Below are 14,033 nucleotides of genomic sequence, written 5' to 3'. Positions count from 1 at the left end.
GTAGCGTTCAAAGATGTCGTTGGATCGCGAGCAGGGAACAGGATTCGGCGTCGAGATCGGAGTTCGATGATGTCTGGTCGGGCAAGAGGCGCGCGGATCGTCGTCGCGGCGGTGGCCGCGCTGGTCACCGCGGTGGGTACGGCCGCCTACGCGCCCGCGACCCCCACCGACGCGGCGCGGATCGACGACCAGCGCACCGAGGCCGACAACACCATCGACATCGGCGTCTACTCGCCGTCGATGGACACGGTGAACCGGGTACGGGTGCTGCGCGCGGCGAACCCGGATGAGCCCGCGCCCACGCTGTATCTGCTCAACGGGGTCGGCGGCGGGGCCGACGGGAACTGGCTCGACCGCACCGATGTGGTGTCGTTCTTCAAGGACAAGCAGGTCAACGTCGTGATCCCGTTCGGCGGGGCGGGCAGCTACTTCGCCGACTGGCGCGCCGACGACCCGGTGCTGGGCAAGCAGCGCTGGACCACCTTCCTTACCAAGGAACTGCCGCCGGTGATCGACGCGGCCTTCGGCGGCACCGGCGCCAATGCCATTGCGGGACTGTCGATGGCGGGCACCTCGGTGTTCCAGCTGGCGCTGGCCGAGCCGGGGCTGTACCGGGCGATCGGGTCCTACAGCGGCTGTGTGCGCACCAGCGATCCGCGCGGGCAGGCCATCGTGCGCACGGTCGTGGGCAGCAGGCTCGGCAACGCGGCCAATATGTGGGGCCCGCCCACCGACCCGGCGTGGTCGGCGCACGACCCCTATCTGCACGCGGAAGCGTTGCGCGGCACCGAGGTCTACATCTCCTCGGGCACCGGTATCCCCGGCCCGCTCGATACCGTCGCCGCCCAGGGCGACCCGATCCAGCTCACCTATCAGCTGCTGTTCGGGGCGACGCTGGAGGCGGTCACCAATGTGTGCACCCAGCAGCTGCGCGACCGGCTCCAGTCGCTCGGCATCCCGGCGACGGTCGATCTGCGGCCCACCGGCACGCACTCCTGGGGCTACTGGGAACAGGATCTGCACAAGTCGTGGCCACTGTTCGAGTCGGCGCTGAACAAGTGACCGGTGCGCCGACTTCGATGGCGGAAAATCGCTCGCGACGGCGGCCGGAATCGGGCACGCTCGATGGCGGACACGGCGTGAACTCACTCACGAAACCGATGTGACAGCCGTCACCGATCCCGGTGGGGATGATGGTGGCGGCGTCGCGGCGTGCACACTGGAAGGTGTGAGTCAGCGTCGCCAGGATCTCTTGCCCCACCGCATCGCGGTGCTGTCGGTGCATACCTCACCGCTGGCCCAGCCCGGCACCGGTGACGCGGGCGGCATGAACGTCTACGTGCTCCAGACCGCGCTCGAACTCGCCAAACGCGGGACCGAGGTGGAGATCTTCACCCGCGCGACCTCCTCGGACCTGCCCCCGGTCGCCGAGGCCGCCCCCGGCGTGCTGGTGCGCCACGTGGTCGCCGGGCCCTTCGAGGGCCTCGACAAGCACGAGCTGCCCACCCAGCTGTGCCCCTTCACCGCCGAGGTGCTGCGCCAGGAGGCCCGCCACCTGCCCGGCCACTACGACCTCGTGCACTCGCACTACTGGCTCTCCGGCCAGGTCGGCTGGCTCACCCGCGACCGCTGGCGGGTCCCGCTGGTGCACACCGCGCACACCCTGGCCGCGGTCAAGAACGCCGCGCTGGCCGAGGGCGACACTCCCGAACCCGAGACCAGGGTGATCGGCGAGAAGCAGGTCATCGCCGAGGCCGACCGCCTGGTCGCCAACACCGCCGACGAGGCCGGTCAGCTCGTCGACCTCTACGGCGCCGCACCCGACCGCATCGATGTGGTGCCCCCCGGCGCGGATCTGACCCGCTACCGGCCCGGCGACAAGCTCGCCGCGCGCGCCGAACTGGGGCTGCGCCCCGAGGAACAGATCGTCGCCTTCGTCGGCCGCATCCAGCCGCTCAAGGCCCCCGATGTGCTGGTGCGCGCCGCCGCAGAACTGCTGCGCCGCGATCCCCGCCGCGACCTGCGCGTCCTCATCGTCGGCGGACCGTCCGGCACGGGGCTCGCCCGGCCCGACGCGCTCATCGAACTGGCCGCCGATCTCGGCATCGCCGAGCGGGTCACCTTCCTGCCGCCGCAGGCCCCCGACCGGCTGGTGCAGGTGTACCGCGCCGCCGACGTGGTGGCCGTACCCAGCTACAACGAATCCTTCGGCCTGGTCGCCATCGAGGCCCAGGCCAGCGGCACCCCGGTGCTGGCCGCCGATGTGGGCGGGCTCGGCACCGCGGTGCGCGACGGCGAATCCGGCCTGCTCGTCGCCGGGCACCGGACTCCCGACTGGGCCGACGCGCTGGCCGCCCTGCTCGACGACCCCGCCCGGCTGGCCCGCATGGGCGCCACCGCGGTCGCGCACGCGAGCCGCTTCTCCTGGGCGCACACCGCCGAGGGCCTGCTCGACAGCTACGCTGCCGCCATGGCCGGATTCCGTGCCGAACGCGGCCCGATCGCCCTGCTCGCGGGCGACACCGGCCAGGCCAGATCGCGGGCGCTGTGGCGGCGCCGGACAGGAGTACGCAGGTGAACGCCGTATCGCAGGTGATCGACGAGACGCTGCGTGACCGCGAGATCGAATACACCCGCCACGGCGAGGACACCTTCATCGTCGTGCTGCCGGGTGAGCGCAAGCTCAAGACCACTGTCATGCTGACCGTCGGCAAGCACGGTGTGCGCATCGAATCGTTCGTCTGCCGCAAGCCCGACGAGAACTTCGAAGGCGTCTACAAATACCTGCTGCGCCGCAACCGCCGCCTCTACGGCGTGGCCTACACCCTCGACAATGTCGGTGACATCTACCTCGTCGGCCGCACCTCGGCCGAATCGGTGACCCCCGACGAACTCGACCGGCTCTTCGGCCAGATCCTGGAAGCCGTCGACACCGACTTCAACGTGCTGCTCGAACTCGGCTTCGCCGAATCCATCCGCAAGGAATGGAAATGGCGGGTCTCGCGCGGTGAATCGCTGAAGAACCTGCGCGCCTTCGAACACCTCATCGACGACAAAGACCTGTAACATTTGCGGCTGGCGCCGCGGGTTCTCGGCCTGTTCCCTTGATCTTCCCTCCCTGCGGGCACTCCTTCGTCGCACCCTCCGGTCAGTCCAGATCAAGGCGGCCGAGAACCGCGGTTCTACCTCAGCAGTTGGTCGGCACCGGCTCGTCGCGGAACCGCGACTCCACGTAGTTCCACGCATCCACGAACCCGGCCGCCGCGGCGGTCATGTGCTCGGAGATCTCGATCGTGGCCAGCTGCACCGGCGCGCCCTGAGCGCAGAAGTGCGCCACCGATTCGGCCACCGGACCGTACGGGGTCAGGGTGTCGTATTTGCCCTGCCAGATGTAGGTCGGCGCGGTCGGCGCCCCGGTGAAGTGCACGAGGCTGTTCTCGCGCAGCACGCCGCGCGCCACCTCGCTGCTCATCAGGTCCTTCGAGGCCGCCATCTGCTCGGCATTGCGGAAGATGCCGTGGAACAACAGGAATCGGCGGCACGCGTCCTTGGTGAACTCGCGGAACCACAGCCCGTTCTCGTTGAGCGAGTCCGAGACCGGCACCTGCTGGGGGTATTCCCGCTCGATGCCCATCGCCGCGGCGAAGGCCAGGCCGAAGCCGGGGTGCGGCGCGAAACCCAGTGCGTCGGCCATCAATTCGAGATCGGCCGGGATACCGCCCGCGACCACGGCGGCCAGCTTCAGCTCGGGGGCGTAGGTCGGCTGCAACGCACCCGCCCACGCGGTGGCCATGCCGCCACCGGAGTAGCCCGCGATCGCCACCGGCGAGTCGCTCACGCCCAGCTCGGCGACCTTCTGCACGGCCCGCACGCTGTCGAGGGTGACCATGCCGCTGAGCTTGGCCGCGCCGTAGGCGACGGTGGGACCGAGGTAGTCGGGCACCGAGATGGCCCAGCCGCGCTGCAACGGCAGCATGGCGCCGGGCGCGTCCTGCAACTCGCCGTTGAACAGCGACTGCGAGGGGTTGCAGCGGGTGCCGATCGAGTTGATCAGCGCCTGGTAGGAGACCAGCGGCGGGTTCTTCACCCCCACCGGCATCAGGACGGTGGTCACGCCCATGATGGCGTTGCCCGCGGAGTTGGTGGAGCGGAACGCCACCTGCCAGCCCTCGGTGCCCGGGTACATCCAGGTGTCGACGCGGCGGGTGCGCACGACGTCACCTGGAGCCAATGTGCCGATGTCACTCGGTGCGCTGAAGAACGGATCCGGATCCGGGGTCGGATACAACGGGTTCGCGCCGGCCGGTGCGGCGAGCACGCCCGCCGTCAACAGGCTCAACACCAGTACAACGAATTTCGACACAGCTATCCTTCATCAATGTAGTGCTGCCCAACTGTCACGACCCGACCCGTGTGGAAGTATCCAACGAAACGGCCCCGCGCGTACCGACCAGTAGTCAAAGTGTCGGGTGCCACATCCTGTGAGACTTCACATCACCGAAGCCGCCGGGCGAGCGCGTCCGGGCGGCAGTGGTGCCGGGACCGGCGAGGACGGGAGTTGTGATGACGGCGCTGGCGCTCGATATCGGGGCGACGAAATTCGCTGCGGCAGTGGTGAACTCGGACTATTCACTGCGTCGTGTGCGCCGTGTGGCCGCCGCCGTGGTCGACCCGTGGGACGCCTGCCGGGAGCTACTGGGCGTTGTGGCACACGACATGCGCGTCACCGCGATCGGCATCGGTGCGGCCGGTCCGGTGGACGTGCCCGGCGGGGTGATCGGCCCGCTGAACCTGCTGCCGTGGCGCGACGGCTTCCCGATCGTCGAACGGGTGCGCGCGCTGTTCCCGGATGCGGTGGTGCGCTTGGCGATCGACGGTGCCTGCCTGGCGCTGGCCGAGCACCGCGTGGGCGGGCTGCGCGGAGTACGCAACGGGCTGGCGCTGACGGTGTCCTCTGGTGTGGGCGGCGGGATCGTCGCCGACGGGCGAGTGCTGGTGGGGCGCACCGGAAATGCCGGGCACATCGGCCACATCGTCGTCCCCGGTGACGACACGCCTTGTGCCTGTGGTGGATTCGGGTGTGTGGAAGCGGTGGCCAGCGGGATGTCGTCGGTGCGCTGGGCGCGTTCGCGGGGGTGGACGGGGGAGACCGGCGTCGAACTGGCGACCGCCGCCGCGGCCGGCGATCCGATCGCCCGCGCCGCGCTGGAAAGGGCGGGAACCGCGCTGGGCCAGGCGATCTGCTCGGCCGCCGCGCTGCTCGACACCGATCGGGTGGTGATCGGCGGCGGCTTCGCGCAGTCGGGCGAACCGCTGTGGGGGCCACTGCGCGCCGCCGTCGCCCGGCACGCGGGACTGGGCTTCGTGCGGGAACTGACCGTCGAGCCCTCGCCGATCGGGGACGGCGCGACCCTTGTCGGGGCGGGCGTACTGGCGGTCGAGGCGTAAACCGCCGGGGCCGGACTCTTCGGTCCGCGTGCGGCGAGTTCGCCGTGGTCGGGGTGCCCGCGCGCGTAGCCTCGGACAGGTGGCTGCCGACTACGTGCCGGGGGATGTCGTCCATATTCCGGATGGACCGCTGCGAGGTGTGTGCGCCGTGGTGCGCGAGGTCGACGCGGACGCGTCCCGATTACAGGTCGACGCTCTGGTCCCGGGCGGACCACACGAGATGAGCCTCGGGTTCGACGAGGTGGAGTGGGCCTGACCTTCGGCGCAATGCCAGAATGACCCCATGACCTACACCCTCGTGCTGCTGCGCCACGGCGAGAGCGAATGGAATGCCCTCAACTTGTTCACCGGCTGGGTGGATGTGCACCTGACCGACAAGGGCATCGCCGAGGGCAAGCGGGCCGGTGAGCTGCTCGCCGAGCACGGCATCCTGCCCGACATCGTCTACACCTCGCTGCTGCGTCGCGCGATCAGCACCGCCAACAACGCGCTCGACGCCGCCGACCGGCACTGGATCCCGGTCATCCGCGACTGGCGCCTCAACGAGCGCCACTACGGCGACCTGCAGGGCAAGAACAAGGAGCAGGTCCGCGAGCAGTACGGCCACGACCAGTTCATGCTGTGGCGCCGCAGCTACGACACCCCGCCGCCGCCGATCGCCGACGACAACGAGTACAGCCAGGAAGGCGACCCGCGCTACGCCGGCATCGAGATCCCCAAGACCGAGTGCCTGCAGGACGTCGTCGCCCGGATGATCCCGTACTGGGAGAACACCATCTCCCAGGAACTGCGCACCGGTAAGACCGTCCTGGTCGCCGCCCACGGCAACTCGCTGCGCGCGCTGGTCAAGCACCTCGACAACATCTCCGACGAGGACATCTCCGGCCTCAACATCCCCACCGGCATCCCGCTGCGCTACGAACTCGACGAGAACCTGCGCCCCGTGAAGCCCGCCGAATACCTGGACCCCGAGGCCGCCGCCGCAGGCGCCGCCGCGGTCGCCAACCAGGGCGGCAAGTAGTCCCCAGCTCTCCACAGCGCCCCGGTTCACCCCTGTGGACCGGGGCGCCGTGCTGTGTGGATGTCACAGAACCGGCGATTACGTCGTCACCTCGGTAGCCGCCGCGATCACCGCGGCCACCGAAGGAGCCCCGCCATGCACACCGCCTACGTCATCGTCACCATCGCCGCCGCCCTCTGGGTCGGCTTCTCCGCCGTCTCCCTCCTGCGCCGAGCCCCCTTCGTCGTCGACCCCCTCGTCGCCTACGGCGTCCCCCAGTCCTGGTGGACGCCACTGGGTATCGCCAAGGCCGCCGGTTCGATCGGCCTCCTGCTCTGCCTCGCCGTCCCCGCGATCGGCATCGCCGCCGCGATCGGGCTGATCCTGTACTTCACCGGCGCGGTGATCACCGTCCTGCGCGCCCACTCGTACAAGACGGTCGCCTTCCCCGTCCTGTATCTCGCCCCGGTCGCCGTCGCCCTCGGATTGGGGCTGGCCTCCTGAAATCTCTTGTCAGCCCGTTGTTTCGCGGTGGCGATCCGGTCGAACCGCCGACTCCGACGGTTCTACTTGTTGTCCTTCGCCGCCTGGCGGCGGGCTCCGGCGGCGATCGTGGCGGCCTCGTACTTCTTGCGGCCTGGGGATTGCCGGGTTTCGTCGACGCGGGTGCGGCCCGCGGAATCCACTTTTCCGTTTACGGAGTCGACGTCGCTGAAGGACGGGGCGTCTGTGCGGGCGCGGGCGAGGCGTTGTTCTTTCAGCTGTTCGGCGCTGTGCGCGGCGACCTTGGCCAGGCGGCGGCTGACGCGGCTGAGGGCGTCCTCGAAGACCTCGGCGCGGGCGGCGTTGCGCTTGTTGGCCGACTTGCCGGAGCCGCGGGCGCCCTTGGCCTCGACCTTGGCGGCGCCCTCGCGGCGGTAGAGCTTGACGTATTTGTTGCGGGCCCGCCGGATGCGGGAGTGCAGGTCGATCAGGTGGCCCTCGTCGAGCTTCGCCATCTGGGATTTCTTGGTCTTGCGGACCAGTACGTACTCGTCGTCGGACAGAGAATTCAGAATCTTGCTCATCGCGATCCTTTCCCGCCGAAATTCACCCGGGTGTCCACTGCATGATCCCACGTCCGCGCCGGTGACACGCCGGGCTGACACGCCGGTCGACGGTCGGGTGAACGGCAGGCGAACGGTGTGCCAAGGGCCTGTGACCTGCGCGAAACTTCTGTGACCCGGCGTCGGGGCCGGGGTGCGCACTCGTACGATCAATCATGTGAGTGTTCCGCAGGCGGTGCTGTTGGCAGTCCTCGCGGCTGTCGTGGGACTGGCAGTCGGTGGCCTGCTGATCCCGTACGTCAATGCCCGCCACGCCGCGCGCAATCAGGAGGACACCGGGCTGACGATGTCGCAGGTGCTCGACCTGATCGTGCTGGCCTCGGAGAGCGGCATCGCCGTGGTCGACGAGTACCGCGATGTGGTGCTGGTGAATCCGCGCGCCGAGGAACTGGGCCTGGTCCGCAACCGGCTGCTCGACGAACGTGCCTGGGCGGCGGTGGAGAAGGTGCTCGCCACCGGCGACGCCGCCGAATACGACCTCACCGCCAAGAACCCCTCGCCCGGCCGCGGCCGGATCGCCGTGCGCGGCCTCGCCCGCAAACTGTCGCGCGAGGAGACCAGCTTCGTCGTGCTGTTCGCCGACGACGATTCCGAGCAGGCGCGCATGGAGGCGACCCGGCGCGATTTCGTCGCCAATGTCAGCCACGAACTCAAGACCCCGGTCGGCGCGATGAGCCTGCTGGCCGAGGCCATGCTGGAATCGGCCGACGACCCCGAGGCCGTGCGGCACTTCGGCTCGCGCGTGCTGGCCGAGTCGCGGCGCCTGGGCAAGATGGTCACCGAGCTGATCGCGCTCTCGCGGTTGCAGGGCGCCGAGAAGCTGCCCGATCTGGCCGTGGTCGACGTCGACACGGTGGTGCAGCAGGCGGTCGACCGCTCGCGCACCGCCGCCGAGGCCGCGGGCATCACCGTCAGCACCGACCGGCCCAGCGGGCTCGAGGTGCTCGGCGACGAGACGCTGCTGGTCACCGCGCTGTCGAACCTGGTGGAGAACGCCATCGCGTACTCGCCGCAGGGTTCGCACGTGTCGGTGAGCCGGTCGCTGCGCGGCGATCACGTCGCGATGGCGGTGACCGACCGCGGGATCGGCATCGCCAAGGAAGACCAGGAGCGGGTGTTCGAGCGGTTCTTCCGCTCCGACAAGGCCCGCTCCCGCTCGACCGGGGGGACCGGACTCGGCCTGGCCATCGTCAAACACGTGGCCGCCAACCACAACGGTGAGATCACCCTGTGGAGCAAGCTGGGCACCGGCTCGACGTTCACCCTGCGCATTCCCGCCCATCTGGAGACAGAGGGCGACGAAGACGCGGCGTCGGTGCCGGAGCTCGGCACGAGAGAAACCATCGCCCAGCGCACCCCAGCTGGCCGAACGAACGGTGTGGAGGCACGCAGATGACGAGTGTGTTGATCGTCGAGGACGAGGAGTCGCTGGCCGATCCGCTGGCATTCCTGCTGCGCAAGGAAGGCTTCGACGTCACCGTCGTCGGCGACGGCCCGTCCGCGCTGGCCGAGTTCGACCGTTCCGGCGCCGACATCGTGCTGCTGGACCTGATGCTGCCCGGCATGAGCGGCACCGACGTGTGCAAGCAGCTGCGCACCCGCAGCGGCGTGCCGGTGATCATGGTGACCGCGCGCGACAGCGAGATCGACAAGGTGGTCGGCCTGGAACTGGGCGCCGACGACTACGTCACCAAGCCGTACTCCGCGCGCGAGCTGATCGCCCGCATCCGCGCGGTGCTGCGCCGCGGCGCGGGCGACGAACTCGATTCCAGCAGCGAGAACGGCGTGCTCGAGGCCGGCCCGGTACGGATGGATGTGGACCGGCACACCGTGCACGTCAACGGCGGCCAGGTCACCCTGCCCCTCAAGGAGTTCGACCTGCTCGAATACCTGCTGCGCAACTCCGGCCGCGTGCTCACCCGCGGCCAGCTCATCGACCGCGTCTGGGGCGCCGACTACGTAGGCGACACCAAGACCCTCGACGTGCACGTCAAGCGCCTGCGCTCGAAGATCGAAGCCGACCCCGCCAAGCCGGAACACCTGGTCACCGTCCGAGGACTCGGCTACAAACTCGAAGCGTAGAACCACGAAAACCAAGGAACCCGGCCTCACCCACACGGTGAGACCGGGTTCTTTCGTAGAACGGAACCAACCCCGCGGCGCCAGCCGCCAAAACTAGAGCGCGCTCCAGGCTTCGCCGATCGGGGTGTCGATCTTGCGCAGCGGCAGCCAGCCGAAGGCGTCTTCCTGCATGCAGTCGTAGATCGGCACGTCGGCGCCGTTGCCGCGGCACGCGATGGTGGTCGAGGTGCCCTGCGTGCTCACGATGATGTACTTGCCGTCGGCTGCCGCGTTGACGGCCGCCGGGTCGAGGTAGTTGACGAAGCTGCTGGTGAAGTCGGCGTAGGCGGCCGGGTCGCCGTTCGGTTCGGCCGCGGCGATCCCGGTCATGGACAGGCCGGCGCCGACGAGCAGGGTCGCCAGGGTGAGTGCTTTTGTGGACATGACGAGTTATCCAACCCTAATTCGGTGACGTCCGCACTACCGTCGAATGAACCGCAGGAGCTCCGGGATTTCACGCACGCTGATCGGAAAGCCCGCCGGACCGTTCGGCTTCGACGGTGGCCGGATGCACCGCGATCAGGCCCAATCCCTCGCGGCGGCGGCACAGCCGGGCCAGTTCGTCGTAGGCGGGCGCGCCGAGCAGTTCGCGCAGTTCGGGGCCGTAGGACTGCCAGACCGGGCGGGTGCCGACGTGCGCGTCGGGGGAGCCGGTGCAGTACCAGTCCAGGTCGAGGCCGCCGGGTCCCCAGCCGCGGCGGTCGTATTCGGTGACCACGGTGCGCAGGATCTGTTCGCCGTCGGGGCGTTCGACCCAGTCCTGGGTGCGGCGGATGGGCAGCTGCCAGCACACGTCCGGCTTCACCTCGAGCGGTTCGATGCCCTTGCGTACGGCCATGATGTGCAGCGCGCAGCCCGCGCCGGCGGCGAAGCCGGGGCGGTTGAGGAAGATGCAGGCGCCGTCGTAGCGGCGGGTGCGCAGGGCCGGTTCGTCCTCGAGTTCGTCGAGTTCGAGGTAACCCTTCTTGACGACTTTGCCCTTCTCGGTGGCCTCGCCCATCAGCTGCCAGTCGTCGGGTGTGAGCATCTTCACAGCGCCTGCCAGGCGCTTGCGGTCGTCCTTGTCGGACAGGAAGGCGCCGTGTGAGCAGCAGCCGTCGTCGGGACGATCGGCGATGATGCCCTGACAGGCCGGTGTGCCGAACACGCAGGACCAGCGCGACAGCAGCCAGGTCAGGTCGGCGACGATCTGGTGCTCGTCGTTTGCTGGGTCGGTGAACTCGATCCATTCGCGGGGGAAGTCGAGTTCGACCTCCGGGCTCGGATCCATCTTCCGCCCAGGTCGGAGCCCGGTCCCGCGGTTGCCGGCTGCGCCATCGGTCACAACCGGTGACGCTAACAGTTCAGTCGCCTGGCCTGTAGTACCGGATCACCAAGTACCGTATTCGTGTGCGGCTTGGTGTTCTCGATGTCGGAAGCAATACCGTTCACCTGCTCGTGGTGGACGCGCATCGTGGTGGACACCCGATGCCCATGAGCTCGTCGAAGTCGGCGTTGCGGCTCTCGGAGAACATGGACGGCGAGGGCCGTATCACCACCGAGGGCGAGGCCAGGCTGATCGCCACCATCACCGAGTTCGCCGATCTGGCGCGCACCTCGCGCTGTGTCGAGCTGATGCCCTTCGCCACCTCCGCGCTGCGCGAGGCCACCAATTCCGACGAGGTCCTGGCGCGGGTCCGCGCGAGCACCGGGGTGGATCTGGAGGTGCTCTCCGGCGAGGACGAGGCCCGGTTGACCTTCCTGGCCGTGCGCCGCTGGTTCGGCTGGAGCGCGGGGCGCATCATCAATCTCGATATCGGCGGCGGCTCGCTGGAGATGTCCAACGGTGGCGACGAGGAACCCGATGTGGCGCTGTCGCTGCAGCTGGGCGCGGGCAGGCTCACCCGGGAGTGGCTGCGTGACGATCCGCCGGGCAAGCGCAAGATCGCGGTGCTGCGCGACTGGCTCGACGCCGAACTGGTGGTGCCGACCAAGGCCATCGCCGCGGCGGGCAAACCGGACCTCGCGGTGGGCACCTCGAAGACCTTCCGTTCGCTGGCCCGGCTGACCGGTGCCGCACCCTCGGCAGCCGGTCCGCGGGTGCGCCGTACACTGACCAGCTCCGGACTGCGCCAGCTGATCGCGTTCATCTCCCGGATGACCGCCTCGGACCGCGCGGAACTGGAGGGTGTGAGTTCGGACCGGTCCCAGCAGTTGGTGGCCGGCGCACTGGTCGCGGAGGCGAGTATGCGGGCGTTGTCGCTCGACAGCATCGAGATCTGCCCTTGGGCGCTGCGTGAGGGGCTCATCCTGCGCAAGCTCGACGCCGAGCCGAACGGAGGCCCGGCCCTCGTGCCGCCCCTGGCGTCGGTGACGAGAGCGGAGCCCGCATGAGCAACGACGATTCCAAACAGCTATCGGTCGCCGAGCTACTCGCGCGCAATGCCGCGCAGGGCGCGTCGGCCCCGTCCAGCGGGGGCGGCGGACGGCGCAGGCGCAGCGGCCGTGGCCTCTCGGTCACCGACCTGACCGGCGAGAACGCCACCGTCCGCTCCGGTCCCAGCTCGCACGCGGCGCCCGCGGAGCCGGAACCGCCCGCTCCGGAGCCGGCGGCCTACGCGCCAGAACCCGCCCCGCCCGCGAGCTATCAGCCCGCCCCCTATCCACCGCCGGGCCCCGCCGAGCCCGCGTTCTCCCCGATGTCGGGCCCGATCTCGCGCGTCGATCCCAGTGATCCGCTCGGGCTGGCGGGTCCCCGCCCGGCCGCCGATCCGTTCGGCCCGTTCCGCGCCGAGGCCCGCGATCTCGGTGCCCCGGCGAACGGGCGTGGGTTCCGGCTCGGCGCGCCGTCGAGCGGGGCGCAGGTCGACCCCGATATCGCCGAGATGTTCGGCTCCGGCGCGATCCCCGCGGTCGGCGGTGGACGCCGCCGCAGGCCCGAACCGGAGGCCGAGGCCCCGCCCGCCTTCCCCGAACCGCCGCAGCCGCCACCGGCCACCGGCGGCAGGGCCGCGCGCCGACGGGCCGCCGAGGCCGCCGAGGAGGCCGCTGCGCCACCCGCGCCCGCCCCCGCGCCGACGACCCCGCCCTCGCCCGCGTGGGCACCGCAGACGCCCTCCTACGGCCCGACCGGCTTCGAGGCCCCCTACGCCCCCGGCGCCGACGCTCCGGCGCAGCCGTTCGGCACACCGGGCCCCGGTTTCGCCGGTCTGCCCGACTTCGCCCCGCGTCCGGACGCGCAGGCGCTCAACCGCGCGCCCGCCTCGGACCCGTCGCGCCCGGATTTCGCGCCGCGCCCCGACGTCACCCAGGCGCTCAACCGCTCCGCCGACGCGTCCCGCCCCGACTTCGCCCCGCGCCCGGACGCGCAGGCGCTCAACCGCGCGCCCGCGTCGGACCCGTCGCGCCCGGATGCCACCCAGGCGTTGAATCGCGCGCCCGCGTCGGACCCGTCGCGTCCCGATTTCGCGGCGCGGCCGGGTGCCGAGGCCAATCGCGCGCCCGCCTCGGACGCCCCGCGTCCCGATCTCGACCAGCGCCCCTCTCTCGACCGCAGGCGTCCCGCGCCGTCGACGGAGAAGTCGAAGCTGCCCTCGTGGTCGGCGCGCAGGCATCGCTCGCAGCAGCCCGCCGACGCGCCCGAGAGCGGTGGCTTCCCGACGGCCGCGTGGTCGCCGGTCAGCCAGGAGCAGCCGCTGATCGCGGGTCAGTCGGTGGCCGGTGACCTGCTGCGTCAGCGCGCCGAACACGGCCCCGACGCCGACGCGCACACCGAGGTCTACGCCCTGGGCGGCGCCGACCCGGACACCGACGACTACGCCGAAAGCGATTACGCCGAGCGCGATTACGCCGACAACGACTACTCCGACTATGCCGACGGCGAGTACGACGAAGACGACTACTACGACGACGAGGACGACGAGCCGGCGCCCCGTCGCGGCGGTAAGCGCGCCGCGACCAAGGCCGTCGCGTCGAAGATCGCCGGTCGCGCCAAGTCGCGCGCCCAGCAGGCCAGGTCGCGCGCGAGCAAGGTGACCGCGCGGGCGAGCAGTGCCTCGACCGGGCGGGCGGGCAGCCGGGCCGCGCGGTCCGAGCGCGCGTCGGGCGAGGACGCGCACCGCCGCCAGTGGATGATCCTGGGCGCGCAGAGCGCGGGTGCCGCGGTCGCCGGAATGTTGCTGTTCAAGGGTTTCGAGACGATGTGGGAGACGCTGCCGTGGGTGGCGCTGGCCCTCGCGATGGTCGTGATCCTGGGTCTGGTCGCGCTGGTGCGGGTGCTGCGCCGCACCGACGACATCTTCAGCACTGTGATCGCCGTCGTCGTAGGCGTCTTCGTGACGCTGGGACCGCTAGCCTTTCTCCTCAGTACCAGCTGAATG

Annotated in this window: 15 protein-coding genes; 11 read left to right on the top strand and 4 right to left on the bottom strand. The window is 70.2% G+C overall.

Annotated features, from left to right (window positions below; translation table 11 throughout):
• The first annotated feature begins 69 nt into the window (after window positions 1-69).
• From ACFC06_RS14820 to ACFC06_RS14810, 3 genes are all read left to right on the top strand, one after another.
• The gene (locus ACFC06_RS14820; RefSeq protein ID WP_375930448.1) at window positions 70-1,062 is read left to right on the top strand and encodes an alpha/beta hydrolase; all 993 of its coding nucleotides are present in this window, start codon (window positions 70-72) and stop codon (window positions 1,060-1,062) included.
• Window positions 1,063-1,219: 157 nt separating this feature from the next.
• The gene (mshA, locus tag ACFC06_RS14815) at window positions 1,220-2,578 is read left to right on the top strand and encodes a D-inositol-3-phosphate glycosyltransferase (RefSeq protein ID WP_375935499.1); all 1,359 of its coding nucleotides are present in this window, start codon (window positions 1,220-1,222) and stop codon (window positions 2,576-2,578) included.
• On the top strand, window positions 2,575-3,066 hold the full coding sequence (locus tag ACFC06_RS14810; protein ID WP_375930445.1) for a YbjN domain-containing protein: 492 nt from the start codon (window positions 2,575-2,577) through the stop codon (window positions 3,064-3,066). The genes mshA and ACFC06_RS14810 overlap by 4 nt, the downstream gene beginning before the upstream one ends.
• A 121-nt stretch (window positions 3,067-3,187) precedes the next feature.
• On the opposite strand, the gene ACFC06_RS14805 is transcribed toward ACFC06_RS14810, so the two are convergent.
• Window positions 3,188-4,363: a lipase family protein gene (locus ACFC06_RS14805; protein ID WP_375930442.1), complete on the bottom strand. Its 1,176-nt coding sequence runs from the start codon at window positions 4,361-4,363 to the stop codon at window positions 3,188-3,190.
• Window positions 4,364-4,563: 200 nt separating this feature from the next.
• Between ACFC06_RS14805 and ACFC06_RS14800 the strand changes: the two genes are divergently transcribed.
• The 4 genes from ACFC06_RS14800 (at window position 4,564) to ACFC06_RS14785 (ending at window position 6,952) form a co-directional block, all read left to right on the top strand.
• Window positions 4,564-5,448 (top strand): ROK family protein, encoded by an 885-nt coding sequence (locus tag ACFC06_RS14800; protein ID WP_375930439.1) that lies wholly within the window; start codon window positions 4,564-4,566, stop codon window positions 5,446-5,448.
• Window positions 5,449-5,527: 79 nt separating this feature from the next.
• Entirely contained in the window at window positions 5,528-5,704 is a 177-nt protein-coding gene (locus ACFC06_RS14795) for a hypothetical protein (protein ID WP_375930436.1), read from the top strand.
• A 27-nt stretch (window positions 5,705-5,731) separates the two neighbouring features.
• The gene (locus ACFC06_RS14790) at window positions 5,732-6,469 is read left to right on the top strand and encodes a phosphoglyceromutase (protein WP_375930433.1); all 738 of its coding nucleotides are present in this window, start codon (window positions 5,732-5,734) and stop codon (window positions 6,467-6,469) included.
• Window positions 6,470-6,604: 135 nt separating this feature from the next.
• Window positions 6,605-6,952 (top strand): DoxX family protein, encoded by a 348-nt coding sequence (locus ACFC06_RS14785; protein WP_375930430.1) that lies wholly within the window; start codon window positions 6,605-6,607, stop codon window positions 6,950-6,952.
• A 62-nt stretch (window positions 6,953-7,014) separates the two neighbouring features.
• Here the strand turns inward: ACFC06_RS14785 and ACFC06_RS14780 are convergent, their stop codons facing one another.
• Entirely contained in the window at window positions 7,015-7,515 is a 501-nt protein-coding gene (locus ACFC06_RS14780) for a hypothetical protein (RefSeq protein WP_375930427.1), read from the bottom strand.
• A gap of 196 nt (window positions 7,516-7,711) precedes the next feature.
• Here ACFC06_RS14780 and ACFC06_RS14775 point away from each other — a divergent pair, with 196 nt between their 5' ends.
• Complete coding sequence (locus ACFC06_RS14775; RefSeq protein ID WP_375930424.1) at window positions 7,712-8,950, top strand: sensor histidine kinase; 1,239 nt, start codon at window positions 7,712-7,714, stop codon at window positions 8,948-8,950.
• Window positions 8,947-9,636: a response regulator transcription factor gene (locus tag ACFC06_RS14770; RefSeq protein WP_278261559.1), complete on the top strand. Its 690-nt coding sequence runs from the start codon at window positions 8,947-8,949 to the stop codon at window positions 9,634-9,636. The genes ACFC06_RS14775 and ACFC06_RS14770 overlap by 4 nt, the downstream gene beginning before the upstream one ends.
• 93 nt (window positions 9,637-9,729) lie before the next feature.
• Here ACFC06_RS14770 and ACFC06_RS14765 read toward each other — a convergent pair whose 3' ends face one another.
• On the bottom strand, window positions 9,730-10,059 hold the full coding sequence (locus ACFC06_RS14765; RefSeq protein WP_375930420.1) for a hypothetical protein: 330 nt from the start codon (window positions 10,057-10,059) through the stop codon (window positions 9,730-9,732).
• Window positions 10,060-10,129: 70 nt separating this feature from the next.
• A complete protein-coding gene (locus ACFC06_RS14760) occupies window positions 10,130-10,945 on the bottom strand; it encodes a hypothetical protein (protein ID WP_375930417.1) in 816 nt (271 codons plus the stop codon).
• A 119-nt stretch (window positions 10,946-11,064) separates the two neighbouring features.
• On the opposite strand from ACFC06_RS14760, the gene ACFC06_RS14755 reads away from it, so the two are divergent.
• Together ACFC06_RS14755 and ACFC06_RS14750 are read left to right on the top strand one after the other, a co-directional pair.
• A complete protein-coding gene (locus ACFC06_RS14755) occupies window positions 11,065-12,048 on the top strand; it encodes a hypothetical protein (RefSeq protein WP_375930414.1) in 984 nt (327 codons plus the stop codon).
• Window positions 12,045-14,030: a hypothetical protein gene (locus ACFC06_RS14750; RefSeq protein WP_375930411.1), complete on the top strand. Its 1,986-nt coding sequence runs from the start codon at window positions 12,045-12,047 to the stop codon at window positions 14,028-14,030. Before ACFC06_RS14755 ends, ACFC06_RS14750 begins: the two co-directional genes overlap by 4 nt.
• The last annotated feature ends 3 nt before the right edge of the window (window positions 14,031-14,033 follow it).

It is taken from the genome of Nocardia sp. NPDC056064 (assembly GCF_042266925.1).
Lineage (GTDB): Bacteria > Actinomycetota > Actinomycetes > Mycobacteriales > Mycobacteriaceae > Nocardia.
Note: the sequence above shows the minus strand (reverse complement) of the source record. Positions and strands in the feature narration are given on the sequence as shown.

What these genes read in the sequence shown, in the direction of transcription:
- ACFC06_RS14780 (WP_375930427.1), bottom strand. Translation starts at nt 7,515, where the DNA reads ATGAGCAAGATTCTGAATTCTCTGTCCGACGACGAGTACGTACTGGTC.
- ACFC06_RS14760 (WP_375930417.1), bottom strand. Translation starts at nt 10,945, where the DNA reads ATGGATCCGAGCCCGGAGGTCGAACTCGACTTCCCCCGCGAATGGATC.
- ACFC06_RS14750 (WP_375930411.1), top strand. Translation starts at nt 12,045, where the DNA reads ATGAGCAACGACGATTCCAAACAGCTATCGGTCGCCGAGCTACTCGCG.
- ACFC06_RS14820 (WP_375930448.1), top strand. Translation starts at nt 70, where the DNA reads ATGTCTGGTCGGGCAAGAGGCGCGCGGATCGTCGTCGCGGCGGTGGCC.
- ACFC06_RS14790 (WP_375930433.1), top strand. Translation starts at nt 5,732, where the DNA reads ATGACCTACACCCTCGTGCTGCTGCGCCACGGCGAGAGCGAATGGAAT.
- ACFC06_RS14765 (WP_375930420.1), bottom strand. Translation starts at nt 10,059, where the DNA reads ATGTCCACAAAAGCACTCACCCTGGCGACCCTGCTCGTCGGCGCCGGC.
- ACFC06_RS14800 (WP_375930439.1), top strand. Translation starts at nt 4,564, where the DNA reads ATGACGGCGCTGGCGCTCGATATCGGGGCGACGAAATTCGCTGCGGCA.
- ACFC06_RS14770 (WP_278261559.1), top strand. Translation starts at nt 8,947, where the DNA reads ATGACGAGTGTGTTGATCGTCGAGGACGAGGAGTCGCTGGCCGATCCG.
- ACFC06_RS14785 (WP_375930430.1), top strand. Translation starts at nt 6,605, where the DNA reads ATGCACACCGCCTACGTCATCGTCACCATCGCCGCCGCCCTCTGGGTC.